General features: G+C 71.9%; 22 protein-coding genes. 5 read left to right on the top strand and 17 right to left on the bottom strand.

Annotated elements, in window-relative coordinates:
• Nucleotides 1-175 precede the first annotated feature (175 nt).
• Nucleotides 176-1708: an FAD-dependent monooxygenase gene (locus tag LHJ74_RS00380; protein WP_260215320.1), complete on the top strand. Its 1533-nt coding sequence runs from the start codon at nt 176-178 to the stop codon at nt 1706-1708.
• Between the two features lie 362 nt (nt 1709-2070).
• Here LHJ74_RS00380 and LHJ74_RS00385 read toward each other — a convergent pair whose 3' ends face one another.
• Complete coding sequence (locus LHJ74_RS00385) at nt 2071-2631, bottom strand: cupin domain-containing protein (RefSeq protein WP_260215321.1); 561 nt, start codon at nt 2629-2631, stop codon at nt 2071-2073.
• A gap of 536 nt (nt 2632-3167) precedes the next feature.
• Entirely contained in the window at nt 3168-4286 is a 1119-nt protein-coding gene (locus LHJ74_RS00390; protein ID WP_260215322.1) for a ScyD/ScyE family protein, read from the bottom strand.
• A gap of 598 nt (nt 4287-4884) precedes the next feature.
• On the opposite strand from LHJ74_RS00390, the gene LHJ74_RS00395 reads away from it, so the two are divergent.
• Both LHJ74_RS00395 and LHJ74_RS00400 read left to right on the top strand, forming a co-directional pair.
• Nucleotides 4885-6384: an FAD-dependent monooxygenase gene (locus LHJ74_RS00395; RefSeq protein WP_260215323.1), complete on the top strand. Its 1500-nt coding sequence runs from the start codon at nt 4885-4887 to the stop codon at nt 6382-6384.
• Between the two features lie 68 nt (nt 6385-6452).
• Nucleotides 6453-7187 (top strand): SDR family oxidoreductase, encoded by a 735-nt coding sequence (locus LHJ74_RS00400; RefSeq protein ID WP_260215324.1) that lies wholly within the window; start codon nt 6453-6455, stop codon nt 7185-7187.
• A gap of 62 nt (nt 7188-7249) precedes the next feature.
• On the opposite strand, the gene LHJ74_RS00405 is transcribed toward LHJ74_RS00400, so the two are convergent.
• Together LHJ74_RS00405 and LHJ74_RS00410 are read right to left on the bottom strand one after the other, a co-directional pair.
• Entirely contained in the window at nt 7250-8026 is a 777-nt protein-coding gene (locus LHJ74_RS00405) for an alpha/beta fold hydrolase (RefSeq protein ID WP_260215326.1), read from the bottom strand.
• A 670-nt stretch (nt 8027-8696) separates the two neighbouring features.
• Nucleotides 8697-9872, bottom strand: a complete 1176-nt coding sequence (locus tag LHJ74_RS00410) for a ScyD/ScyE family protein (RefSeq protein ID WP_260215327.1) — start codon at nt 9870-9872, stop codon at nt 8697-8699.
• A 606-nt stretch (nt 9873-10478) separates the two neighbouring features.
• Here LHJ74_RS00410 and LHJ74_RS00415 point away from each other — a divergent pair.
• The gene (locus LHJ74_RS00415; protein WP_260215328.1) at nt 10479-11564 is read left to right on the top strand and encodes a methyltransferase; all 1086 of its coding nucleotides are present in this window, start codon (nt 10479-10481) and stop codon (nt 11562-11564) included.
• Here the strand turns inward: LHJ74_RS00415 and LHJ74_RS00420 are convergent.
• The 4 genes from LHJ74_RS00420 to LHJ74_RS00435 form a co-directional block, all read right to left on the bottom strand.
• A complete protein-coding gene (locus LHJ74_RS00420) occupies nt 11500-11895 on the bottom strand; it encodes a class I SAM-dependent methyltransferase (RefSeq protein ID WP_260215329.1) in 396 nt (131 codons plus the stop codon). The two genes, LHJ74_RS00415 and LHJ74_RS00420, sit on opposite strands and share 65 nt — an antisense overlap.
• Nucleotides 11808-12191, bottom strand: a complete 384-nt coding sequence (locus LHJ74_RS00425) for a PIN domain-containing protein (protein ID WP_260215330.1) — start codon at nt 12189-12191, stop codon at nt 11808-11810. The genes LHJ74_RS00420 and LHJ74_RS00425 overlap by 88 nt, the downstream gene beginning before the upstream one ends.
• Complete coding sequence (locus LHJ74_RS00430; protein ID WP_260215331.1) at nt 12188-12469, bottom strand: hypothetical protein; 282 nt, start codon at nt 12467-12469, stop codon at nt 12188-12190. The genes LHJ74_RS00425 and LHJ74_RS00430 overlap by 4 nt, the downstream gene beginning before the upstream one ends.
• Nucleotides 12470-12562: 93 nt before the next feature.
• Nucleotides 12563-13459, bottom strand: coding sequence for a LysR family transcriptional regulator (locus tag LHJ74_RS00435; RefSeq protein ID WP_311203244.1), 897 nt, complete (start codon nt 13457-13459; stop codon nt 12563-12565).
• A gap of 144 nt (nt 13460-13603) precedes the next feature.
• On the opposite strand from LHJ74_RS00435, the gene LHJ74_RS00445 reads away from it, so the two are divergent.
• Nucleotides 13604-14338 carry a flavodoxin family protein gene (locus LHJ74_RS00445; RefSeq protein ID WP_260215332.1) on the top strand — a complete coding sequence of 245 codons (735 nt, stop codon included), beginning with the start codon at nt 13604-13606 and terminating at the stop codon, nt 14336-14338.
• A 206-nt stretch (nt 14339-14544) separates the two neighbouring features.
• Here the strand turns inward: LHJ74_RS00445 and LHJ74_RS00450 are convergent, their stop codons facing one another.
• The 9 genes from LHJ74_RS00450 to LHJ74_RS00490 form a co-directional block, all read right to left on the bottom strand.
• A complete protein-coding gene (locus LHJ74_RS00450; RefSeq protein ID WP_260215334.1) occupies nt 14545-15942 on the bottom strand; it encodes an alkaline phosphatase family protein in 1398 nt (465 codons plus the stop codon).
• A complete protein-coding gene (eboE, locus tag LHJ74_RS00455) occupies nt 15939-17105 on the bottom strand; it encodes a metabolite traffic protein EboE (protein ID WP_260215335.1) in 1167 nt (388 codons plus the stop codon). The genes LHJ74_RS00450 and eboE overlap by 4 nt, the downstream gene beginning before the upstream one ends.
• A gap of 3 nt (nt 17106-17108) precedes the next feature.
• Nucleotides 17109-17957, bottom strand: coding sequence for a TatD family hydrolase (locus tag LHJ74_RS00460; RefSeq protein WP_260215336.1), 849 nt, complete (start codon nt 17955-17957; stop codon nt 17109-17111).
• Complete coding sequence (locus LHJ74_RS00465) at nt 17957-18607, bottom strand: EboA domain-containing protein (protein ID WP_260215337.1); 651 nt, start codon at nt 18605-18607, stop codon at nt 17957-17959. Before LHJ74_RS00465 ends, LHJ74_RS00460 begins: the two co-directional genes overlap by 1 nt.
• On the bottom strand, nt 18601-19461 hold the full coding sequence (locus tag LHJ74_RS00470) for a sugar phosphate isomerase/epimerase family protein (protein ID WP_260215338.1): 861 nt from the start codon (nt 19459-19461) through the stop codon (nt 18601-18603). The genes LHJ74_RS00465 and LHJ74_RS00470 overlap by 7 nt, the downstream gene beginning before the upstream one ends.
• Nucleotides 19458-20423: an SCO3242 family prenyltransferase gene (locus LHJ74_RS00475; RefSeq protein ID WP_260215340.1), complete on the bottom strand. Its 966-nt coding sequence runs from the start codon at nt 20421-20423 to the stop codon at nt 19458-19460. The genes LHJ74_RS00470 and LHJ74_RS00475 overlap by 4 nt, the downstream gene beginning before the upstream one ends.
• 277 nt (nt 20424-20700) lie before the next feature.
• Nucleotides 20701-21837, bottom strand: a complete 1137-nt coding sequence (locus LHJ74_RS00480) for an inositol-3-phosphate synthase (protein WP_260215341.1) — start codon at nt 21835-21837, stop codon at nt 20701-20703.
• Between the two features lie 348 nt (nt 21838-22185).
• A complete protein-coding gene (locus tag LHJ74_RS00485; RefSeq protein WP_260215342.1) occupies nt 22186-23238 on the bottom strand; it encodes a ParB/RepB/Spo0J family partition protein in 1053 nt (350 codons plus the stop codon).
• Nucleotides 23239-23478: 240 nt separating this feature from the next.
• Nucleotides 23479-24966: an FAD-dependent monooxygenase gene (locus LHJ74_RS00490; RefSeq protein WP_260215343.1), complete on the bottom strand. Its 1488-nt coding sequence runs from the start codon at nt 24964-24966 to the stop codon at nt 23479-23481.
• Nucleotides 24967-25330 lie beyond the last annotated feature (364 nt).

Here is a 25330-nt window from a genome sequence, read left to right on the forward strand (position 1 = left end):
AAGCAAGGGCCCCCACGGCGGTTTCCGGCCTTTTCCTTTTCGCCTGTCCCGCAGGCGGGCAGCATCCGCAACGGGCCCGCAGACACCGTCTGTTCAGCAAGTTGCCGCTGTAACATAATGGCCGGAAGTCGGCGTTCGGTGTCGCAGAGGCATTGTCTTTTGTTTCTCCAATCCTATGGACACGGGAGAGCGGAAAGTGAAAACTCGCGTAATAGTTGTGGGTGCCGGGCCGGTCGGATTAACACTTGCGGGTGAACTCCGGCTCGGCGGCGTGGATGTCGTCGTTTATGACAAACTTCCCGCCCCCTCGGGGGAATCACGTGCTCTTGGTTTCACCAAGCGGGTGGCCGAGCTGTTCGACCAGCGTGGACTGCTGACCCGGCTCGGTGATTTCAACTGGGGCCAGCAAAGCCATTTCGGTGGCCTGCGTATCGACCTCGACGCCCTGGATGAAGAGCATCACGGCGTGCGGGGGCTGCCGCAGTCCCGGACCGAGGAGATGCTGGCCAACTGGCTGAGCGAGCTGGGCGTGCCGGTGCGGCGCGGATACGAGGCGGTCGGCTTCCGTGAGACGCAGGACGGCGTCACGGTGGTCTTCGAGGGTCCGCAGGGCCGTCACGAGGAGAGCGCCGGGTATCTGGTCGGTTGTGACGGCGGCGGGAGCACCATCCGCACGGCAGCCGGCATCGAGGCTCCCGGCTGGGAGGCCACCCGGGGCATGTACATGGCTGACATCACCGGCGCCGAGGTCAACCAGCGTCCCATCGGGGAACGCGTGCCGGGCGGCAACATGGTCTTGTCGATCAGCCTGGGTGACGGCTACTACCGGATCCTCATCCACGACAAGAGCCTGCGCCCGCGTCCGGATTCCGAAGCACTGACGTTCGCCGAGGTCGCCGACGCGTGGCAGCGGATGACCGGGGAGTCCCTTCACCATGCGCAGCCGCGCTGGATGGCCGCCTTCAGCAATGCCGCCGGGCTGGCCGCGGAGTACCGGCGCGGGCGGGTCTTCCTCGCCGGGGACGCCGCGCACAACACTCCCCCGCTGGCCGGGTGGGGGCTGGCCGTCGGTATCCAGGACGCGGTCAACCTGGGCTGGAAGCTGGCCGCGGTGATCGGCGGCTCGGCGCCCGAGGGCCTGCTGGACAGCTATCACACCGAGCGGTATCCGCTGGGGCAGCAGCTGATGCGCAACACCCACGCCGGGTCGATGCTGTACCTCAGCGGGGAGGAGATGGAGCCTCTGCGGGAGGTCATGCGCGAGCTGGTGGACTACAAGGCCGCGGCCGGACATCTCGCCGGGATGGTCAGCGGGCTGAGCGTGCGCTACGACATGGGCTCCGGTGAGCATCCGCTGCTGGGGATGCGCATGCCGCCCGAGTGTGAGGTGGAGCTGCCCGACGGGGGCCGTACCCGCGTCGCCGAGCTGCTCCACCAGGCGCGGGGCGTCTTCATCAGCACCGGCGGCGACGGTGAGGCGGAGCGGCTCGCCGCCGGCTGGTCAGACCGTGTCGATGTCGTGACCGGCAGCTGGGCCCCCGCGGCGGAGGGCCGCCCCGCGCGCACGCTGCCGGACGCGGTGCTCGTCCGGCCCGACGGCTACATCGCCTGGGCCGCGCCCGGCGGCGGTGACCTCTGCGAGGCGCTGGGCCGCTGGTTCGGTTCGGCGCGGGCGGCGGTGGACTCCCCGGCGGCCGCCCTCTCGTGAGGGGACGTCAGCGGGCTGCGGCCCGGGGCCGTGCGACCTGGCCGTGACGCCGGAGAAGGGGCATGACCGGGATCCGGTCATGCCCCTTCTTTGTGCCGTGCCGTGCCGTGCGGCGACCGCGCTCGCGGGCCGGGCCGGTCGTGCGTCAGGCTCCGGGCGGCGCGGGCGGGTGGGCCTTGTGGAGGGCCCTAGGGCGTGTGTGAGAAGTAGCGTCGGCCGCCCGGAGGGCGGGTCTCGCGGGGTCCGGTGCGTGCGATCGCAAGGCGGAGGGAGGAGAGCGCAGCGGGCTGCGCCGACGACGGACAACGCAGCGAGCGTGCGTGCCGGACCCCGCGAGACAGGCGGGACTTCTCAAACACGCCCTAGGCCGGCACGGTGCCCGAGGCCGCGGCGGCGGCCTCTTCCTGGGCCACCGCGTGCTCGGCCGCCTTGTCGGCCTGGCCGGCGGGGACCAGCACGCCCAGCGGAGTCATCCGCAGCGGCGCCTCGCCGGCGAGTTCCCAGTCGAAGCCCTTGGCCAGCTGGAAGAGGTCTTCCTGGGTGAGCGGGGCGCCCTTGTCGCGTTCGGCCTGCAGCGCCGTGGGGTGGTAGTTCTCGTAGCCGCCCGGGGTGTGCAGCGTCAGGAAGTGCGCCCCGGCGCCCACCGGGGTCGCCCAGGTGTGCTGCGAGCCGCGGGTGATGTGAGCCAGCCCGCTGGGGCCCAGTTCGGTGACCTCGCCGTCGATGTAGAGCAGCAGCGTCCCCGATACGACGAAGTAGGTCTCCTCGGATTCCGGATGGGTGTGCAGCGGCGGTCCGGACATCGCGCCGTCGACCTTGGCTTCGACCAGTGCCGAGGTGCCGCCGGTCACCGCGCTGGACAGGACGATTTCGAATCCGCGGCGCCCGTCGGGCCGTTGATCGGGAAGAATGATGGTCGACATGAGGTTCCTCTCTGGCTGGCTCGTGGAGGTGCTTCCCGGCGCGGTTACTCCCCGGCCGAGTGGGAGTGGGCGGGCCGGTGGGTGTTCCACTCGTGGCGGCCCTTCAAAAGACCTTCAGAAAGTCCGCTCTTGCCTGCGCCGGCGACGCGCGCGGGCTGTTCGGCTTCGGACTGGTCGAGGAGCGTGTCGTAGGACTCCTTGCTGTCTCAGCTGTCTCAGCATGGTCGACCGATCCGGGGTTCTTCCGGGAGATCGGTAACTTCCTGCAGAGACTATGGCCGCCGCTCTGCGCCCTCGCAATAGTGCGAAGTGGAACGGCATATCCCTGTTGCGCCGGTGATGCGCAGCGAGGCAGCGGCACGTCGCAAGGCCTGTGCGACTGCGGTGTTTCCGCAGTCGCACAGCTGCGCGCAGGTCTCCCCACGGCGGGGCTCAGGGGTGGTGCGGTGCCGGGCGGGGGCGCGGACGCGCTCAGGTGGTGCGCACGACGTCTTCCGTCGCACGCACCACCTGGCCGGTCTCCTTGGGCGGGCGGGTCAGCCGGCTGCGCGGATGCGCAGCAGTTGGCCCTGGCCGTCCGGGGAGGTGATCCGGTTGGTGACGTAGATGTCGCCGTTGGGGGCGACGGTGACGCCGCCGGGGTGGGCCAGTTCGTCCCTGGCCAGCACGGTGTGCCCGCCGTCGGCCTCGATGCGCACAAGGCGGCCGGTCTGGTCGCCGGAGGCCAGGCCCTTCTCGGCCAGTTCCAGCACCAGCGGGCGGCCCTGCTTGTCGAAGGCGAGGTCGAGGACGTTGGTGAAGCCGCCGGACACCAGCTCCGGTTCGCCGCCGGGCACCAGTCGCCACACCCGGGCCTTGCCGACCGAGGGTGAGCCGCCCATCTCGCCGACGTAGTAGGCGCCGTCCGGGCCGCGGTCGATCGCGGACGGTACGGACGCGAGCTGCTTGCCCTCGTACTCCAGCGTCGGCAGTACCTGGAGCAGCTTGGTGCTGCCGTCACGGCCCACGTGCAGCACGTCGTTGGCCGCGGCGTCTACCACGGCCGACCCGGAGGAGTCGCTGATCATGCCGAACGGGTTGCTGTCGACGATGTCGCCGTCCGGGTTGTGCTGCTCTTCGTAGCCGGTCAGGTCCGCGACCGGGGTGACGCGGCCGGTGACGGTGATGCGGTTGACCTGGCCCAGCGGTGCGGCGTCCGGCCCGTGCGCGTCCCGGGTCGCGGCCCGGCCGCCGAGGCCGAAGACGGCGCGCACCTCGGTGCTGCCGTGCGGGTTGACCTCGCTGATCCCGGCCATTCCGCGCGAGGAGAACAGCGCGGGCAGTCCGGTGACGACGCGCATGCCGCGGTCTTCCTGCGGCCGGTAGGCGAGGATGGCGCCGGATTTGGAGAAGCAGCCGTCGGCGCTGTCCCCGATGCAGGGTGCGCTGGTGCGTCCGGACTCCGCGACGAGCAGGCCGTTGAACCGCGAGTCCCAGGTGACCTTGCGTGGCGCGTTCAGGCCTTCGTAGACGACCTCGACGGTGCTGGTCTTCGTGCTGTCCTCGGTGCTCTCCTGCCCGTTCGCGGTGCTGGGCAGAGTGAGGCCGAGAGCCAATACCCCGGCTACGGCGGTGGCCAAGGTGGTGAACCGGAGACGTCTTTTCGCCTGGTACATTCTTCACCTCCAGTAATGTTGACAAGTAATGCCGACGTCGAAGAGATAGCGCGAGCCCAGTGTTTCCTGATTCTTGGTTCGTGCGTTCTGAGGTTGAGCCTTCAGACCTGTCCGGCCTGAATGCGGAACTCAGCTTCGTGGGTGTTCGCGGTGCCGGGAAGACTGGCAGTATCTCCGGCACCGGTCAAGCGGTCGGACGGGCGCCGGGTGCCTGCTGGTTGGCACGGTATTAGTGTGTGGGGTTCCTGCCGTGTTTGCGTCTCGCTGTTTCTCTCCCCGGGGTAATTCGCTGGTTGCCGGTCATGCCGGCCGGTGGTGTCCCGGGGTGGCGTCCCCGCCGTTGTCCGCGGTGGACCGGCCGCGCGCGGGGGCGGGGTGCGGTGGTCAGGCCCCGTGGGCTGTGTGCGCTGCGTGCTGCTGCCGGTCCTCGCCGGGCGGGCATAAGGGAGCGCATTGGAGGGCCCGTTGCCCAGGGTAGGCCGCCCTGGCATAGTGGCCGAATGTTCGTCCGCCGGTGCCTGGCGTTCCTGCGGCTCCTCTTCGTTTGACCATCAGTGTGGCATGCGGATTTTTATCCGCTGAATACCAGGAGGCGAATATGGGCAGCACTGATACGGACGTGATAATCGTCGGTGCCGGTCCGGTGGGGCTCATGCTCGCTGGTGAGCTGCGGCTGGCCGGGGTGGAATGCATCGTCCTGGAGCGGGCGGTGGAGGCGACGGACCAGTCGCGTGCCCTGGGTTTCACCGCGCGGACGATAGAGGTATTCGACCAGCGTGGTCTGCTGCCGCGGTTCGGTGAGATGGACACGATTCCGGTGGGGCATTTCGGCGGAGTGGGTCTCGATTACCGTGAGATAGAGGGCGGCTCCTACGGTGCGAAAGGTGTTCCGCAGTCGCTGACGGTGGCCATTCTGGAGGAGTGGGCCCGGGAGTCGGGCGCGGATGTGCGCCGCGGCTGGGAGGTCCTGGAGTTCGGCGCCGCCGATGACGGGGTCGAGGTGGAGGTGTCGGCGCCGGGCGGGCGCACGCGGCTGCGTGCGGGCTATCTGGTGGGCTGTGACGGCGGCAGGAGCATGATCCGCAAGAAGGCGGGCATCGGCTTTCCCGGCTACGACGCGCAGATCGAGATGTCGTTCGCGGAGGTGTCCGGGTGCCAGGTGCGTCCGCGTCCCAACGGGGAGCGGGTGCCGGGCGGGATGGTCCTGGCCTTCCAGCAGGGCCCTGATCTCTACCGGGTCACCTACTACGAGCGGGGCGTGGTGCCGCGCAAGGGCGACGGGGCGCCCTCCTTCGCGGAGGTGGCCCAGGCCTGGGAGCGGCTGACCGGTGAGGACATCCGCGCGGGGACGCCTTTGTGGATCGGCAGGTTCACCGACGCGAGCCGTCAGGCGAGCACCTACCGGCGCGGGCGGGTCCTGCTGGCCGGCGACGCGGCGCACATCCATCTGCCCATCGGCGGCCAGGGCATGAGCACGGGTGTGCAGGACGCGGTGAACCTGGGGTGGAAGCTGGCCGCCGAGGTCCACGGCCACGCGCCGCCGGAGCTGCTGGACACCTACCACAGTGAGCGGCACCCGGTGGGTGCCCGGGTGCTGACCAACACTCTTGCCCAGCGCACCTTGTACATCGGGGACGAGGGGATGCAGCCGATGCGTGAGACCTTCGCCGGCCTCATGGAGTCCGAGGACGTCCGCAAGCATCTCATCGGCATGGTGACCGGTCTGGACATCCGCTACGAGATGGGGGCCGGGGACCATCCGCTCCTGGGGCGGCGGCTGCCCGACCGGGAGCTGGCCGGGGACTTCGGGGCCTCCGGCAGGACTTCCTCCCTCGCGCTGCTGCATCCGGCGCGCGGCGTCCTCCTGGACCTTGCCGGCAGTGCCGGGCTGCGGGAGGCGGCCGCCGGGTGGGCCGACCGGGTCGACACCGTCAGCGCGCGTGCCCTGTCCGCCGGTGCGCGGGGCCCGTTCGAGGGCGCCGAGGCACTTCTGGTCCGCCCGGACGGCTATGTCGCCTGGGCCGGCGGTGCGGGGGCGGGGCCGGACGGGCTGGTGGATTCCCTGACCCGCTGGTTCGGCAAGCCGGCACCGGCCTGAGACCGCACAGCCCCTCAGCCCCTCAGCCCCTCAGCCCCTCAGCGGGGTGTGTCCCAAGGAGTCGCGCCGTGCCAGCCGCGAAGACGACGATCGCTCTGATCACCGGGGCCAACAAGGGCCTCGGCTTCGAGATAGCACGGCAGTTGGGGCAGGCGGGAGCCGTCGTGCTCCTGGGCGCCCGCGACCAGGGGCGCGGCGAGCGGGCTGCGGACGCGCTGCGGGAGAGCGGCCTGCCGGCCGAGGCGCTGCGGATCGATGTGACCGACGGCGTCTCCATAGCCGCCGCGGCCCGGCGAATCGAGGAGCGGTACGGCCGTCTGGACGTCCTTGTCAACAATGCCGGTATCACCGGCGGTTTCCAGGGCCCGCCCAGCGAGGTGACCCCTGATCAGCTGCGGGAGGTCTACGACACCAACGTCCTGGGAGTGGTGGCCGTGACCAACGCGGTGCTGCCGCTGCTGCGCCGGTCGGCGGCCGGGCGCATCGTGAACATGTCCAGCGACGTGGGGTCGCTGACCCTGAACGCGGACCCGGAGTCCGTCTTCAGGAACTACAACCTCATCACCTACCAGTCCTCCAAGACCGCCCTGAACGCCGTCACCGTGGCCTACGCCAAGGAGCTGCGGGCAAGCGGCATCAAGGTCAATGCCGCCAACCCGGGCTTCACGGCCACCGACATCAACAACCACCACGGCCACCGCACGGTGGAGCAGGGCGCCGTGATCGCCGTCCGGCTGGCCACCCTGGGGCCCGACGGCCCCACCGGGACCTCCCAGGACGAGAACGGCACCATCCCGTGGTAGCCGCCCCCCTCCCGGAGGCCGGTGGAGCCGCCGGGGCGGCGTAGGCGGATCGGGGCTGCCCGTCAGCCGTTGACGAACTCGACGAGGGCGGGGCCGAGCACCTCCGGCGGCACCCGGTGCCACACACCGGGCAGTTCCACCCGCCGGCCGTTGGGCAGCGCGTCCGCGGTCGCCTGCGCCGCCGCGAGCAGCCAGTCGCTGGTGTGGTCGCTGTTGATGACCAGGGTGTCCACCTTCGTCCGCGCCAGGCGCTCCACCGGGAGGTCGCCGTCCCCCATGATCGCCGTGTCGTAGAGGAGGGTGTGTGCCATCTCCTCGTTCGCCGGCCACATCGGGCTGCTCCGCCATTCGGCTATCGCCTCGGCGGAGAACCCCACCAGCTCGGCCAGGAAGTACTCGGCGGCGTCGCCGCGCCTCTCCTGCTCCAGCAGCGCCCGCAGGGTGACCTCGAAGTCGTCCGGCGGCCGCTGGTACCCCTCCATCCGGTAGGGGGGCTCGAGCAGTGCCAGTTTCGTGATCGGGGAGCCGGCCATCGCCGCCTCCAGTGCCAGGGTCGCGCCGCTGGATCCGCCGAACACCGCCGCCTCGCCGCCGGCGTCGGCGATCACCGCTTCCAGGTCCTCGATCTCCCGCTCGATCGCATAGGCCGGGGCGTCGCCGCTTTCCCCGCGCCCCCGCCGGTCGTAGGCGTAGGTGGTGCAGTGCGGTGCCAACTCGGAAATGAAATGCGTGAAGACCGTGTGGTCGCGGAATCCGCCGCCGAGAAGCACGAGCGGAGGGCCGGTGCCTTCCTTCTTGAAGGCGATCGTGGTGCCGTCCCGCGAAACGACCTTGTGCATGTGGTTTCTCCTGTCGGGGTTGACGTGCGTTCGCGACGTCGGCTACTGCCGATTAAGGGCTGTCCCGTAATCCCTGGCGGGCGCGCGGCGTGTGGCCTCGTACGGAATATGCCACCTCGCTCCGCCCGTGCACCATGGGGCCGGGGCCATGAAGAAGCGGAGCGAATTCCCTGGTATTTCCCGCTGTCCGGGCGGGCGGGAGGGGGAGGTCTGGGGCCGGGCCGGGGGTGTACCCGGCCCCAGACTTCTCTGCGCGGCCCAGGGGCCGCGAGTTGGGGCGGAGGTTCCTCGTGCGGGCCGGGCCGGGCCCGGGAGCGCGGGGGTCACGCGGCGCGGGCCGGGCGCGGCATGGCGGCAGACCGGCCGCCCCTGCGTGTCCCCATCAGGTCTCCTTGTCGCACCGGGCGCACGTGGTTCCTCACACGTATGACGCACCGGGGCGCGCGAATGTGACCGTTTGCGGGGCCCGATGCGGCCGGCGGGCGGCCGGGCGGCGGCGGCCGGGCGGAAGTCCGGGCCGCCGGGTGCGAAAAAGGCCCCCGTGCCGGACCACCACGGGGTGGTCCGGCACGGGGGCCGCCGGCCCGGCGGCCACCGGCGCCTGCGCCTGCGGGGGTTCACCCGCGGGGAGGGGGCCGGTGCGGCCGTGGTCCGGGAAGGGCCGGGAGGTTCAGGGGCGGACCCGCACCAGCTGGCCTTCGGCGCTGGTGGAGTTGTTGGTCACGTAGATCTCGCCCCTGGGTCCGACGGCCAGGCCGGTGGAGACCTGCAGCTTCCCGTCGGTCGGGATCTCGGTGACCTTCTTGGTGTCCAGGTCGATCTTGTTGAGCGCGCCGGGCAGCGGGCCGTCCTGCGTGAAGCCGCCGGTGTAGGTCAGCGCGACCAGGCTGCCCTTGCCGTCCAGGGCGAGGTCGGTGACCGCGGTGAGGCCCTCGACGAACACCTCCGGGCGGTGACCGGGCTCCATCCGCCAGATGCGGGAGGCACCCGGCTTGAGGCCGGCCACCTCGGAGATGTAGTACGCCCCGTCCGGGCCCTTGACGATGCCGCCGGGCACGGCCTGCACCCGGACCTTCTCGCCCTCGGCCGCCGTGGCCTGCTGCCCGCCGACCGCCGAGAGCAGCCGGCGCTCCTGCGCGGAGGGGGCCGCCGCGGCGTCGATCAGCTTGTCGGGGAAGATGGCCTCGGTCGTGGTGCCGCCCCGGTGGGAGACGCCGATCAGGTCGTTGGCGGCCGCATCGGTCACCAGATAGCCCTTGTCGCTCTTGGCGAACCGCCACGCGTTGCTGAGCACCGAGGGCTCCCGGCCGGGCGGGCGGCCCAGCACCCAGTCCGGGTCCAGACGCGTCTCGTGCTCCACCAGGTCGGCGAGCACGCTGTGCCGGTGGTGCCTGCCGTATCCGGCCTTGTAAAAGGTGCCCAGCTTGCCCGCGTTCTCCCCCAGCGCCGCCCGGCTCTCCACGCTGCCGCTGAAGCCGCTCAGCACGCGGTAGCCCCAGCCGGAGCCCTCCACGTCGTTGGGGCCGGTGGCCTGGACGGGCGCCTGCGGGTTCTCCGGGCCGATGGCCAGAGAGGGCAGACCCTCCACGACCCGGCCCTGGCGGTGGCCCTTGACGCGGTAGACCGAGCCGGTCAGCCCGACACAGGTCTCACCCGCCTCACAGCCCGGCTTTCCCAGGCCTGCTTCGGCGACCAGGATCGTGCCGTCCCGCTGGACGCTGATTCCCCGCGGATTGTGCAGATTGTCGGCGATCACCTCGAGAGTGGCGGCGCCCTGCTTCGGAGTGTCCGGCTTCGGAGCGGCCTGCACCGGACCTGGTAACAGCGCGACCGTGACGCTGCCCACCGCCGCCGCTGTCAGGATCGCCCCCGACCAAGATCTGCTTAATCTTGACATGAATCTCCCTCGTAGTGGCGTGCCCCCGTGGGGGAGCGCTATTCCCGCGTCACGATAGACGCTCCCCTCTCAGCCGTCTCGCCCCCCGAATGCGGCGTGATCGCGGTGGCGGGCGGTGAATCCGCGCGCTTCCGGGAAGTGTTCCGGTACGCCTGTGAAGCGGCCCGGCTGTGCGACTGCGGTGTTTCCGCGGTTGAACGGCCCCAAGGCGCCGGAAGCCGGCCGGATGCGGGAGATGATTGTCCGGCGGCGGCCGCAGGTGATTCAATCCCGGGAATTGACCGGCGGTCGCGTGGGGGCAGGGAGCCGGAAGTTATTCCGGGTGCTGAACCCTTCGGTGCCGCGCCCGGATCCGATGCGCACTCGTCAAGTACCCGGGCTCGGGCAGGTGTTGTCCGCGCTCCCCCAGCCGCTCTAGAGTCAGCGCCCCACCGTTTTCGTGAAATGTGTCGTGTCCCGTCCGGCCGCCGGAATGCGGGCAGTTGCTGCATGTGGCGGCCGCCGGCCGTACGGAGAAAGCCCGATAGCGCCGCGCAATCGCCATGGAGGAATCGCATGCCCGCATTGCCGCCCCCTCGAGTCGTCCGCACCGTGGAAGGTGTGCGGTCGGGTCTCCAACGACTGAACCGGCAGATGGCGCCCGCGCCGTTCGCCCTGCTCGAGCTCTCCTTGGGATCCATGATCACGCAGGCGATCTATGTCGCCGCCGAACTGCGGGTCGCCGACGCGCTGAAGGACGGGCCGCGTACGCCGCAGGAAATCGCGCGGGAGGTCGACGCGGACCCGGAGGCTCTCTACCGGCTGCTGCGCCTGCTGGCCAGCTACTCGGTTTTCGCCGAGCAGAAGGACGGCCGGTTCAAACTGACGCCGATGGCGCAGGCGCTGCGTGCGGACGTCCCCGATTCCATGCGCGACATCGCCGTGCTGATGGGGCATCCGATCCACTGGGAGGACTGGAGTCACCTGGTGGACTCGGTGCGGACCGGGGAGCCCAGTCTGCCGAAGCTGCGCGGCATGACGGCCTTCGAGTTCCTGGAGGCCAACCCGGAGTACGGCGGGGTCTTCACCGCGGGCATGGCCAACATGTCCCAGACCGAGACGCTTCCGGTGCTGGCGGCCTACGACTTCTCGCGGTTCGCGACCATCGTGGACTTCTGCGGCGGGAACGGCGGCCTGCTGGCGGGCATCCTGTCCAAGGCGACCGCCTCGCGCGGCATCCTCACCGACCCGCGGGTGGCGACCAACGGCGCGCAGGAGTTCCTGGAGGAGGCCGGTGTCGCCGACCGGTGCAGCGTGGTGGACGTCGGCCTCTTCGATCCGGTGCCGCCGGGTGCTGACGCCTACGTCCTCAAGCACATCGTGCACGACTGGCCGGAGGACAAGGCGCTGGAGATCCTGCGGAACGTGCGGGAGGGCATCGATCCCAGCGGCCGGATCCTGCTGATCGAGATGGTCCCGCCGCCCGAGGGCAACTCGCCGCATTCCGCGAAGCTCTTCGATCTGATGCTGATGCTGCTGGTGGGCGGCAAGGAGCGCACGCCCGCGCAGTACGGGGAGCTGCTGGCGGCCGCGGGGTTCAAGCTGGAGCGGGTGGTGCAGACGGCCGCCCCCGTCTCGATCGTGGAGGCCCGGCCGGTGTGAGCGGGCTCGGTGTCCGGGCCCGGTGACAAGCGTCTGCCGTGGTGAGGTGGGAACTGTCCAGGGCTCGGTCGCCTCGATGCAACAGGCCGCCGTCGACGACCTGGTGCGCCCACGCTGTGGGCAGCAGCGGCGGGGTGCACCAGGCCACCATCCGGTCGTAGGGGGCCCGTTCGGGGAAACCGGCAGTGCCGTCAGCGATGTGGCAGCGGACGCTGGTCGGGCCAGGTCCTGCCGGGGCGGGTTTCAGATGAGGTCGGGGTTGACCGGATCGATGCCGGTGTCCCGGTACAACTCGGGCCGCAGGGAGAGGACGAAGCGTCCACCGGGCCACTGGGCCGAGGGACGTGCGAGATGCACCGCGTGAGTGATGCGCCAGTCGATACCCGAGCCGATAGGCCCGCCCGCCTCGAGGGCGGCAGTGAGGCCCACCGGCTCCACCTCCAGGCCCGGCAGGCTGGCGACATCCTCACCCACTCCCGAGCGCGCCGCCTCCGCAGCCGCCAGGCACAGAGCTGGCACCTGCCCGATGCTGCGCCCCTCGGCGGTACGGACGATCAGCCCGGAGAGCTGGCGGTGGCCTGCGCCCAGGGACAGCAGCGCGGTGTGGTCCAGGAGGAACGGGATCACGCAGTGGCCCCGCGCTGCCGCGCGGCGCGGGCCTCCATCTCCGGCAGCAGCCGGTCACCGGCAGCCAGATCGTCCTCGGTGACCTCAACACCCATGTGCTCCCGCAGATGCGCGCGGGCCGCCTGCCCCCGCGCCTCCCGCTCCGCCCGGGTGAGCCGGCCTGCGGCCAGTTCTTCCACGAGGCTGCGAATGGTCGTCCCCCGCTCGGCTGCCAGGACTCCCAGACGCGCGCGGGCCGCTTTGGAGACCTTGATGCTGGTGTCGGTGCCCTCGCCCATACCTCGGCTTACTACCGGTAGAGCCACTGCGGGGAGGCCGGCAAGACGCGCGCACACCAGCCCCACGGCCTGCAACTTCACGATGCACACCGCTCAGTGATCGGTGAAGGGCGTCTCTGCCGAGGCGTGCAGCAGCAGGTCGCGCAGTGCCGTGGCGGTGTCCGACGGCTCGGCGGAGGTGAGGACGACCTGGTCGGCGGTGGTCGAAGGGCCGGTGAGGGGGATGACGCGCAGGCCGGGTGGCTGGTGGTCGAGTGCGGATTCGACGGTGATGCCGATGCCCGTTCCCGCGGCGACATGAGCGGCGATGGCGTGCACGCTGTCGGCGGTTCTGATGATGCGCAGGTCGGCTCCGCCGATGTGGAAGGCGGACAGGAGGCGGTCGCAGAGACCGCTGTTGATCTGGTGGGGCCAGGTGAGCAGGCCGGTGGTGGACAGTTCGGACGCGTTCAGCTCGGCGTGCCCGGCGAGGGGGTGGGCCGCGGGTACGAGCGCCATGAACCTCTCGGTGGACAGCACCCTCGCGCGTACGCCGGTGACGTCGCCGGTCGCCCAGCCGATGCCGAGCCCGATCGTCTCCGCCCGCAGGGCGGTGAGCTGGGCTGTGGTCGGCATGGCCTCCGGCACGATCGTCACGCCGGGGAACCGGTCGCGCAGTTGCGGCAGGCAGCGCAACAGCAGCTGGTGACCGGTGTATTCGGCGTGGGCGACGACGAGGGTGGTGCGGGTCCCCTCGCCGGCGGCCAGGGAGCGTCCGCGCTCCTTGAAGCGGCGCAGCTGGGCCAGGGTGGCGTGGGCGTCGGGCAGCAGCGCTTCGCCGAGATCGGTCAGTGACACCCGGCGGCTGGTGCGGTGGAACAGCCGCCCGCCCAGGGTGCTCTCCAGCCGCCTGACGGCGTCGCTGACGGTGGGTTGCCCCCGGTGCAGGCGCGCGGCGGCGCGGCCGAAGTGGAGCTCTTCCGCGACCGCGACGAATGCTTCCAGTTCCATCTTGTCCACTCGGCCAGGCTAACGCGATCGATCGGTGTGACCGATCGCTGCGTGCCGAAGTTCGGCGTTGATGCCGTGCCGCACGCAGGTTGTGATGGGTGGGCAAGCAGGGGTTTCCCCACGAGCGGAAGTAGTGAAGAGCACATGGCAGTCATTGACGTTGACCGTGAGCACGATGCGCCGATGGCCACGGTGACGGTGGTCTACCACTCGGTGCACGGGCACACCCGGGTCCTGGCCGAGCACCTCGCCGACGGGGCGCGGCTGGTGCCGGGCGCCCGGGTGCATCTCGTCGAGATCCGGCCCGAGGACGTCATCGCGGGCCGTTGGCACGATGCGCAGGTGCTGGCGCTGCTCGAGCGCTCCGATGCGATCGTCCTCGGCTGCCCGACGCTGATGGGCAGCGTGTCGGCGGTGCTCAAGGCGTTCATGGAGGCGGCGTTCACGCCGTTCGTGACGCAGGCGTGGAAGGACAAGCTGGCCGGAGGGTTCACCATGTCCGCCTCGCAGAGCGGCGACAAGCTGGCGGTCTTGGAGCAGCTGGCGGTCTTCGGCGCGCAGATGGGCATGCAGTGGATCGGCGTGGGCGACATGCCGGGCAACAACTGGAGCGGTGGCGCCCGCGACGATGTGAACCGGCTGGGCTCGTGGCTGGGTCTGATGAGCCAGAGCCACGCCGACCAGGGGCCGGAGCACGCCGGATCGCGCGGCGACCGGATCACCGCGCAGCGGTACGGCGAGCGGATCGCCCGGCTGGCTCAGCGTTGGGTCAACGGCGTGCCGTACGACACCTCCCGGATGACCGAACACGAGGCCCGCGCCCTGTCGGCCTCCCTCAGGGAGACGGACGACGCACCGGCAGCGCTGACCGGCGCCTGACCTCGCAGACCGGTCCGTCGACGACGACACCGACGAGCTGGGCATCACCGCCCACGGCCCGGACACCGGCACCCTCACCACCCAGGTGACCGGCCTCCTGCACCGCTGGGACCAGCAGCGGCCCGGCTACCCGGGAACTCGCCGGGCGGATCGCTCCCCCAGCCCGAACGGCCGCGGGGTGCTGCTCCCCCGGCCTGTGTCCGTCTCTATTCCGGCGTGTCCAGGCCGGCGAGGTGCAGCAGCAGGGATTTGACGTCGGTGGGCTGGAGGGGGCCGCTCACCGCGTCGGGATCGGAGCAGAGGATGAGGGGGCCGGTGCGGGTGTCCTGGGCGGGGAGGCCGTGGCTGCCGCGGATGGGTGAGGCGTCCAGGGGGATGACCGCCATGCGGTAGCGCATGCCGAGTTTCTTGCGGGCCAGGGCCTTGGCCGCCTTGAGTTTGACGTAGGGGTCGTGCGGGTCCATGAACAGTTCGACGGGGTCGTAGCCGGGTTTGCGGTGGATCTCCACGAGCGGGGCGAAGTCGGGTGCCATGGCGTCGTCGAGCCAGTAGTAGTAGGTGAACCAGGCGTCCCGTTCGGCCAGGACGACCAGTTCGCCGGAGCGCGGGTGGTCCAGGCCGTGTTCCTTCTTGCCGTCCTCGTCCAGGATCGAGTCGATGCCCGGGAGGTCCTGGAGTGCGGCGCGGGCGGCTTCCAGGTCCTGGGGGTCGCGGACGTAGAGGTGGGCGATCTGGTGGTCGGCGACGGCGAAGGCGCGGGAGGTCATGGGGTCGAGGTATTCCATGCCGTCCTGGGTGTGGACCTCCAGGAGCCCGGCGCGGCGCAGGGCGCGGTTGAGGTGGACGGGGCGGTGCACGGGGGTGATGCCGTATTCGGAGAGGGCGACCACGGTGCGGCCGGCGGCCTGGGCGTCGTCCAGGAGGGGGGCCATGGCCGCGTCGAGTTCGGCGGCCGCCTGGTGGGAGCGGGCGTCGTCGGGGCCGTAGCGCTGCAGGTCGTAGTCCAGGTGCGGGAGGTAGCACAGGGCCAGGTCGGGGGCGCGGGTGTCCAGCAGGTGGCGGGTGGCGTCGATGATCCAGCGGCTGGAGGTGAGGCCGGCGCCTGGTCCCCAGAAGGTGAAGAGGGGGAAGGTGCCGAGTTTTTCGGTGAGTTCGTCGTGGAGGGCGGGCGGGCGGGTGTAGCAGTCGGGTTCTTTGCGGCCGTCGGCGTAGTAGACGGGGCGGGGGGTGACGGTGTAGTCGGTGTCCGCGCCCATGGCGTACCACCAGCAGATGTTGGCGACGGTGTAGCCGGGGTGGGCTCGGCGGGCGGCGTCCCAGAGCTTGTCGCCGGCGACCAGGCCGTTGTGCTGGCGCCACAGCAGGACTTCGCCCAGTTCGCGGAAGTACCAGCCGTTGCCGACGATGCCGTGTTCGGCGGGGAGGGTGCCGGTGAGGAAGGTGGACTGGGCGGCGCAGGTGACCGCGGGCAGGACGGTGCCCAGGGGTGCCTGGGAGCCGGTGCGGGCCAGGGCTGAGAGGCGGGGCATGTGTGCCAGGAGATCGGGGGTGAGGCCGACCACGTCCAGGACCAGGAGCGGGGTGGGCTGGTGGTCGCTGTTCACGTCAGCTCCTTGAGGCCGAGGCCGGTCAGCAGGTCGCGGGCGAGGGCGAGTTCGGCGGCGATGCCGTCGGCGAGCTGGCCGGGGGTGCGCGGGCGCAGGCCGGGCGGGAGGGCCTGCCAGGTGTAGGTCTCGACTTCGAGGTGGCGGGTGAGGGGGGCGGGGCCGCCGACCAGGCGGGTGAGGGTGTCGGTGAGGACGTCGAGGGTGGAGGTGAGCGGGGGTGCGGGCGGGGCGTGGAGGGGGATGTGGAAGTGGGAGCGCCAGGGGGTGTCCTGGGACAGGGCTCCCTCCAGGGCGGGGGCGAGGTCGTCGGTGCCGTGCAGGGCGGTGGCGGTGCGGGTGCGGGTCTGGTGCAGGAAGCGGGGCTCGTCGAAGGCGGCCAGGGCGGCGCGTACTTCGGGCAGGTGGGGGTTTTGGGCGTGCAGGGCGGCGGAGAGCTGGGCTTTGGCGATGGGGATGCGGGCGGCGGTCAGGGCGGCCAGGGCGGTGGCGGGGTCTTCGAAGGAGGTGGCGAGGTGGCAGGTGTCCAGGCACAGGCCGATGCCCTGGTCTCGGAGGGCGGCCAGGGGGGTGAGGGCGTCGGCGGTGGTCTCGATGGTGCAGCCGGGTTCGGGTTCCAGGCCGATGCGCACGCGGCGGCCGGTCTCCTCCTGGAGGGCCTCCAGGCGGGTGGCCAGGGTGGTCAGGTGGGTGTGGGCGCGTTGGGCGGCGGCCTGGTCGAAGGGGGTGCGCCAGGCCAGCGGGAGGGTGGAGATGGTGCCTTCGGTGACGTCGTCGGGCAGCAGGGTGGTCAGCAGCCGCGCGAGGGTGGTGGTGTGTTCCAGGCGCTCGGGCTGGGTCCAGTCGGGCTGGTAGACGCGGTATTTGACTTCTTGGGCGCCGAAGCCCTGGTAGGGGAAGCCGTTGAGGGTGACGACTTCGAGGCCGTGGTGGTCGAGTTGGGTGCGCAGGTTGTGCAGGGCGGCCGGTTCGGCGGCCAGGGTGCGGGCGGCGTCGGCGGCGAGCCACAGGCCGATGCCCAGGCGCTGGATGCCCAGGCGTTCGCGTACGGGGCGGCAGTGGTCGCGCAGTTGGGCCAGGACGCCGTCCAGGGTTTCGGCGGGGTGGACGTTGGTGCAGTAGGCGAGGTGGACGGTGGTGCCGTCCGGGTGGCCGAAGCGCACGGGTCACTCTCCGCCGCGGAGTATGGAGTTCCCCTCGTGGAGGGGTTCGGGCTGGGTCAGGTGGAGGTCGAGGCGTCCGCTGAGTGCGTAGAAGGCGACGGGGTTGCGCCACAGGACTTCGTCGACGTCGTCGTCGCTGAAGCCGGCTTCGAGCATGGCGTCGCCGACTTTGCGGGTCTTGAGGGGGTCGCTTTTGCCCCAGTCGGCGGCGGAGTTGACCAGGATGCGTTCGGTGCCGTGCTGCTTCAGGAGGGCGACCATGCGTGCCTCGTCCATTTTGGTGTCGGGGTAGACGGAGAAGCCGAGCCAGGCGCCGGAGTTGCGGGCCTCGGCGACGGTGGTCTCGTTGAGGTGGTCCAGCAGTACGCGTTCGCAGGGCAGTGCTGATTCGCGGACGACGTCCAGGGTGCGGCGCAGTCCGGTGAGTTTGTCGCGGTGGGGGGTGTGGACCAGGGCGGGCAGGCCGTGGTCGGCGGCGAGTTGGAGCTGGGTGGCCAGCGCGGTGTCCTCGGCCGGGGTCATGGAGTCGTAGCCGATCTCTCCGACGGCGACGACGGGGTCCTTGGCGAGGTAGCGGGGCAGTTCGTCCAGGACGGGGGTGCAGCGCGGGTCGTTGGCCTCTTTGGGGTTCAGGGCGAGGGTGCAGTGGTGGGTGATGCCGTACTGGGCGGCGCGGAAGGGTTCCCAGCCCAGCAGGGAGTCGAAGTAGTCGAAGAAGCTGGCGGGTGAGGTGCGGGGCTGGCCGAGCCAGAAGGAGGGTTCCACCACGGCGCGGACGCCTGCGGCGTACATGGCTTCGTAGTCGCCGGTGGTGCGGGAGGTCATGTGGATGTGCGGGTCGAAGATGCGCATCAGGAGGACTCCTTGGCCGCGGTGGTCAGGGCCAGTGCGTGGTGGAGGTCGGCGGGTACGGGCCGGCCGGCGGCGGTGCGCTCGGCGGCGTAGTCCTCCAGCATGCGGGCGAGTTCGGTGTCGCCGCGGGCGCGGTGTGCCAGGCGGGCGACGGCGTCCAGGGGGACGCCGGTGAAGAGGCATTTGAGGACGGCGTGGCGCCAGGCGTGGGCGTCCAGGTGTGCGGCGGCGTAGGGGCCGACGGCGGCGGCCAGCAGGCGGGTGTCGTTGGTGCGCAGGGCGTCCTGGATCAGCGGCAGGCCGTGGGCGGGGGCGATCTCGAGGAAGGGGAGGGCCAGCAGGACGGCGCGGCGTTCGGCGGCGGTGCCCCGGTGGTAGAGGCGGGCGGCGCCGGGGGCGCCGGTGCGGGCGGTGCGCAGCAGGAGGATGCGGGCGGCTTCGGCGGCGAGGTCGCTGCCGCAGTGGCGGCCTGCGGAGGCGAAGCGCAGTTCCCAGGCGGGCACGGGCGGCGAGGCTGCTGGGGGGGCGGTGGCGGTGTGCGGGGGCGGGGTGTGCCGTGCGGCGTGGGCGGCCTCCAGGAGGGCGGCGTCCAGCCAGGCGCGGGCGGGCTCGTCCAGGAGGGCGGCGGATTCGGGGGGCAGGTTCAGCATCGCGGTCCTCCTTGGGCGGGCAGGCGGGGGCGCAGGAACTCCATGGAGGTGCGGGCCAGTTCGGGGCCGGCGTGGGAGTGGCGGGGCAGTTCGACGACGGTCAGCCCCTGGTAGCCGGTGGCGTCCAGGGCTTCGAGTACGGGCGGGAAGTCGATCTCGCCGTCTCCGAAGGGGAGGTGTTCGTGGACGCCGCGGCGCATGTCCTCGATCTGGACGTGCCGCAGCCAGGGGGCGGCGGCGCGTACGCAGTCGGCGGGTGGCAGGGGTTCCAGGCACTGGCAGTGGCCGATGTCGAGGGTGAGGCCGAGGGCGGGGTGGTCGCCCAGTTGGGTGCGCAGGCGGTGGAAGTCGGCGAGGGTGGCCAGGAGGTGGCCGGGTTCGGGTTCGATCGCCAGCGGTGTCTGGGCGCGGTGGGCGGCTTCCAGGACGGGCTCGAGGGTTTCGGCCAGCCGCTTCCAGGCGGTGTCGGGGTCGGTATCGCGCGGGCGGATGCCGCTGAAGCAGTGGACGGCGTGGGCGCCGAGGCCGGCGGCTACCTGTACGGCGGTGGTCAGCAGGCCGGTGCGGGCGGCGCGGGCGTCGGGGTCGGGGTCCAGCAGGGAGGGTCCGTGTTTGCGGCGCGGGTCCAGGACGTAGCGGGCGCCGGTCTCGATGGTGACCTGGAGGCCGAGTTGGTCCAGCCTGCGGGCCAGTGCGCGGGTGCGGGCGGGCAGTTCGGGGGCGGCCGGGTCGAAGTGCATGTGGTCGAGGGTCAGTCCGAGGCCGTCGTAGCCGAGGTCGGCCAGGAGGGCGAGGGCGTCGTCGAGGCGCAGGTCGGTCAGCCCGTTGGTGCCGTAGCCCAGGCGGATGCTCATGTCGGGCTCACCTTCCGGGCGAGTTTCCGGGCGATGGGGATGAGTCCGGTCAAGGCGGCGGCGGTCAGCGGGGAGCCGGAGCGGGCGGCGAGTGCGGCCTGCAGGGGGATCATGGCGCGGATTCCGCCGCCGACCGCGCGCTGGGTCAGCGGGGGTGAGGGGTTGAGCACGGCGTGGAAGAGGGGGCGGGCGGCGGTGGCCACGTAGGCGGCCGCCAGTGCGGTGCGGGCCAGTTGTCCGGGGGTGAGGGAGGCGGCGGGTTCGGCAGAGGCGGCGGGTGCCGTGGAGGTGGCCGGTGGGGCGGGTGCGGGCCGGGGGCGGCCGGTCAGGGCGCCCAGGGCCAAGGTGGTGCCCAGGGCCGCCAGCGGGGCGGCTGTGGCGCCGCCCTCGGTCTCGCGGCGGGAGACCGCGGTGACCGCCCAGGTGTGGCAGCCCAGGGCGGCGGCGGGGGCCAGAGCGCCGCGCAGGCCGGGGGCGGAGGTGGCCGCCGCGCCCAGCAGCAGGTCCAGGCAGCGGGCTGTGGCCATCGTCGCGGGGGCCGCCCGGGTGTGTTTCAGGCCCAGGTTGTAGGCCCAGACGGTGCCGGCCAGGGCGGTGGCGAGTGCGGCGGCGGGGCGGCCTGCGCGGGAGGCGCAGGCAAGGCCGGCGGCGGTCAGGGCGCCGGCTGCCGTCAGGGCGGCGGCCGGCGGGATGCGGCCGGAGGGCAGGGGGCGGTGCGGGCGGTGCACGGCGTCCTCCTCCCGGTCCGCCCAGTCGTTGAGGGCCATTCCCGCCTCGTAGAGGCACAGGGAGGTGCCCACGGCCAGTGCGGTGTGCCGGTTGGGGGGCGCGGAGGCGGCTGCCGCGCCGGCCAGGGCGTCGCCGGGGACGGTGAAGAGTGCGGAGACGCGCAGGAGTTCACTCCATGCCTGCAGCCGGGAGGGGGCGGGTGCGGGGCGGGTGGTGCGGGCGGGGTCGTTCACCTGACTCCTCCCAGGAGGCCCCGGTCCTCAGCCCGGGGAGGTACCGGGCTTTGGCGGAGCGGGGCGGGGGACGGGTAAGCCGGCCGCTGTGCGTGGCGGGAACCACGCGCGTAGGCCGTGCTGATCGGGAGCCAGCGCAGCACATGCACCTCCGAGCTGTTCTGTACGGACCCGGGCTGGTTTCGCCCCGGCTGGTGTCGGTCGTGGAAGACCTTGCGGGCCGCCGGTCCGCAGGCAGCGTCAGCCGGGAACCCCCCTGCCTGCGCTGGGGGAGGGTTCAACGTCCCTCCGCCAGCCGCCCGGCGAATCCGAGCAGGGCCGCGTACTGCGGGCCCAGGGCGGGCGGGCCTCCGTCGGGATCCTTGAAGTAGAAGCCCAGTTCGGGGCGGGGGCCGGTGAGGCCGGCTTCGTGGGAGCGGGCCAGGAGCCGGGCGAGGTCCAGGACCAGGGGGGCGGCGAGCGCCGAGTCGCAGCCCTGCCAGATGGTCTGCAGGATCATCCGGGAGCCCAGGAAGCCCTCGAAGGCGACGTGGTCCCAGGCGGTCTTCCACTCGCCCAGCTGGGGGACGTCGTCGATGTGGACCTCCCCTTCGGGCAGAGTGCCCAGGGTGTCCTCCAGCACGCGGTTCTTGCCCGCGTTCTTGGCGGCGGCGGCGCGGGAGTCGGCCAGGGCCGCGCCGTCTCCGCCGCCCAGCAAATTGGTGCCCGACCAGGCGCGCACGTCGAGCGCGCGCTGCTGGAACATGGGGGCGAGCACGGCCCGCAGCAGGGTCTGGCCGGTCTTGCCGTCCCGGCCCGCGTAGGGCACGCCGGCGCTGTGGGCGAGGGCTTCGAGCCCGTGGTGGTGCAGGCCGGTGGAGGGGGTGAAGTTGACGTAGGGGCAGCCGGCGCGCAGGGCGGCCGCCGCGTACAGGGAGCTGGCGGGCAGGCGGGCTTCGCCGGGGACGGGTGCCGGTTCGGTGGAGGCGACGTTGAGGACGACGGTGCGGGCGACGCCGGTGCGCCGGGTGAAGGCGGTGATGTCCTGGGCGAAGGCGTCGATGAGTTCCTGGTCGCTGCGGGTGTCGCCGGGCAGCGGTCCGCCGGTGCGTATCTCGGTGTCGGCGGCGGCCAGTTCGCCGCGCACGGCGGCGGGCAGGCCGTGGGGCAGCACGCCGGCGCCGGCCAGTTCTTCGGCGCGTTTGGGCAGCGGGCAGGCGGCCGTGTCGTGGCCGCCGAAGACCAGCGAGGAGAGTGCGGGCAGGCCGCTGGCGGCGAACGGCGGGGTTTCGGTGACCATTCCGGTCGCCGGCTGGATCCCGGCGGCCACCGCGGCGCACCCGGCGGCCGCGGTGGCGGCTACGGAGCCGCGTGCTCCGATGAGCCACACGCCGGTGCGGGCCGCGGACTGTGGAGCATCGGTGGGAAGGGACACAGTCGGCCTCCTGAGTACGTCGGTGCTTCGCGGGCGGGCTCCCGATCCGGCTGTCGCGGATGGCAACCGTATCGCCCGGTTCCGTGGTTGTGGAGGTTGTTGTGCCTCCTGATGACGCGTGGGGCTGGTGGGTTCGGACAGGCGCGGCGGTGTGCGCCGTGGCGGGCGCGGGGTGCAATCGCGGTGCCTGAGGGCGTGTTGGGGCGCTCCGGGTGGCGGTCATGAAGGCGGGGCCCGGGCGGGTGCCCGGGCCCCGCAGGGCCGCGCTGGGAGCAGGGAATGCGAAGGCGTGCGGGGCGGCAGGGCTTCAGGGGCGGCGCGGCCGGCGGCGGCGGGGCGGGGGGCGGTTCACTCGGCGCGCTCTTGGAGCTGGTCGGCGAACATGCTCCAGGCGGCGGCGCAGCTGCGGGCCAGATCGGCGACGTCGGGGGCCCAGTGGCCGGGAAGGCCGCGGCCCAGGTTCTCCAGTCCTTCGCCGTCCACGGTGCAGTGGTGCAGCCAGCGCAGGGTGCGGCGGCCTGCCTCGTTGAGTCTCAGGGAGGGGTCTTCGCTGAGTTTGGCCAGCAGTCTGCGGCGGTCCACGGCGATGTCGCGCTGCTCGGTGCGGCCGGCGGCGGGCGCGCGCGGGGGGCGTGGGGGCTGGGGGGCCGGGTTGCCGGCGGGGCCGGGTGAGGGCCGGTAGCGTCCCGGGACGGGGTCCTCGCCGCGGCCGATGCGCTGGCGGACGTCGCGTACGGTGGCCGGGGAGAGGCCGGTGGCCCGGGCGACTTCGCGCAGGCCCGCCTCCGGCCTCTCCTGGATCATCGCGGCGGCCTGCTGGCGTTTGTGGCCGCTGTCCAGGGGGCGCAGCCGGCCGTCGCGGCCTAAGCGGGCGTCGGCTTGGGGGCTGCGGGCCGCGGAGCGGGCCCGGGTGCGCGAGACGGTCTTGTCGGAGAGGCCGGTGGCGGCGGCGACCGCGCGGTCCGACCACTGCGGGTGGGTCGTGATGATGCGGGCGGCGGCGGCGGCCCGGTCGGCGTGCGAGAGCGGGAGGCCGTGGGTGACGTTGGCCTTGACGGCCAGGACGAAGGCGGCTCCCTCGTCGCAGTCCAGGACGCGGGCTGGGATGACGCTGCGGCCGTTGAGGAGGGCGGCGCGTACCCGGTGGGTCCCGTCGATCACCCGCATGGTGGGCCGGTGGACGGTGATCGGCGGCAGGGAGTCGCCTGCTTCGGCCAGGACCCGGATGTGCTCCTGGTCCTCGCCGCCCAGGCGCGGTGAGTCCTGGAAGACGAGGCAGTCGATCCGGATGCTGGTGACCGGATGTGACTCGATCCAGACGATTGACGACACGACCTCGTCCAGGTCTACCGCCGTGAATTTTAACAATTGATCGTCAATTGACTGCTCAGTCAGACTCAATGCGCACCCCCGGCAACGAATCGGAACCGGAATCCACTTCCGGTATCGGCATTAGAGGTGACCCCGGGGACCCTTGTCAACCACTGCTGCACGGAGGGTGAGGTTCCAGTTCGGCGGGCCGGCGGGCCCGCCCGGCCCGGGGGCGCGGCGCGGCGGGCGGCGGCGGAACGCGAAGCGGCCGCGGCCCCCTTCGGCGGGGGCGGCGGCCGGGTCCCGCGGCGCGGGAGGTCGGTGCGCTCTTCAGCGCCGGGCGCTGTGCTCCCGCGGGCCGAACCAGCGCGGGAGGGCGTCGGCCAGTTCGCCTCCCCCGGGCGAGGTCCACACCACGTGTCCGTCGGGGCGGATGAGGACCGAGTCCACGGCGCCCTGGCCGTCCTCGGCGTCCGCGGACGGCGCCCAGGTCGCCGCGACCGCGTCGACGCGGTCCGACCACCCGGCCGCCGTCCGCGCCGCCTCGGTGTGGTCCGCGGAGTGGATGAGCAGGCCCCGGGCTGCGTGGAGCAGTTCGGCCACCCGGGTGGGGCTGCCGTCCGCGCGCTTGAGCTCCCGGTCGGGCATGCGCCGCCCCAGCAGCCGGTGGCTGCCGTCGCCCACCTCGTAGCTGACGTCCAGGCCGCTGACCATCTCGGCCAGGTGGCGTGCCGCGTCGGGGAAGGTGACCAGTTCGCGCATGATGCCGCGCAGCGGCTCCATCTCCTCGCCGGTGAGGTAGAGCGAGGACTGCGCCAGCGTGTTGCGCACCAGGCGGGCCCCCACCGGGTGGCGTTCGCTGTGGTAGGTGTCCAGCAGGCCCTGTGGTGCCCAGCCTTGGAGGTCGGCGGCCAGTTTCCAGCCCAGGTTGACCGCGTCCTGCACGCCCACGCTCAGCCCCTGCGCGCCGGCGGGGATGTGGATGTGGGTGGAGTCGCCGCACAGGAAGACCCGGCCGCGCCGGTATTCGGCGGCCTGGCGGGTGGCGTTGGTGAAGGCGCTCACCCACCGGGCCTCGGCGTGGTGGAGGGACTGGCCCGTCAGGCTCTGCCAGGAGTCGGCGACCTCGGCGAACGTCAGCCGGCTGCGGTCGTCGTGGGGCGGCACGCCGTCCGGGTGGATGATGATGCGGTCCACGTCGTCTTCCAGCCGGATGGCCATCACCATGCCGCCGGGCACCCGCTCCCCGATGGCCCGGGTGGGGATGTCGCAGCCCACCACGTCGGCGACGTACATGCCGCGGGTGGCCTCCCGGCCGGGGAACGCGATGCCGGCCGCCTTGCGGATCGTGCTGCGCCCCCCGTCGCAGCCCACCAGGTAGTCGGCCGTGTGCTCGATGCTCCCGCCGGGCGTCTCGACGAGGGCGGTGACACCCTCGGCGGTCTCCCGGAAGCCGGTGACCTCGCATCCGCGCTGCACCGAGAGGCCCAGCTCGCCCACCCACGCCTCCAGTACCTCCTCGATCCGGTACTGCGGCACCCCCCGTATCCCGAAGTGGTTGTCCTCCAGCATTTCGAAGTCGATCCGGACGCCGCCGAAATGACCCTGTCTGCCGATTTCGATCTCTCCCAGCCGGTCGAGAAGGCCGCGCTGGTGGAACACCTCGGCCGCCCGCCGGGTGAACCCCACGCCGCGTGATTCTCCGCTGGGACCGCTTAATTTCTCGTAGACGGTGACGTCCACACCGGCGAGCCGCAGTTCACCGGCGAGCATCAGACCGACAGGTCCCGCACCGGAGATAATTACGCCAGTTCCCATTTTGCCCTCCTGGATGAGCAGGTAGCGATAAAGACCGGCCGGTGACGCCGCTGCGGCATGCAGGGGCAACGGAGCGAGTATTCACCGTGATCAGGCTCCGGGGCAACGCGCCGAAAGACCGAGGACTTGCCTGTTGGCACAGAAGTCTGCGGCCAAAACGCGCGCGCATGTCAAGCTAAAGGCGTCTGCGCACCGGTGCCGGGCACTTCGGGGCGGCAGATGTGCGACTGCGGGATTTCCGCGGTTGAACGGCCCCGCACACTCTGCAGGAAGGCGCGGCGGGGCACTTACAGGGCGGCAGGAGAGGACCGGCGGGGAAACTCTTCGCACCTTGACTCGTAAAACCGCCCGCTGAAAGCCTGCA

The sequence above is a fragment of the Streptomyces gossypii genome, from assembly GCF_025165795.1.
GTDB classification, from domain to species: domain Bacteria; phylum Actinomycetota; class Actinomycetes; order Streptomycetales; family Streptomycetaceae; genus Streptomyces; species Streptomyces gossypii.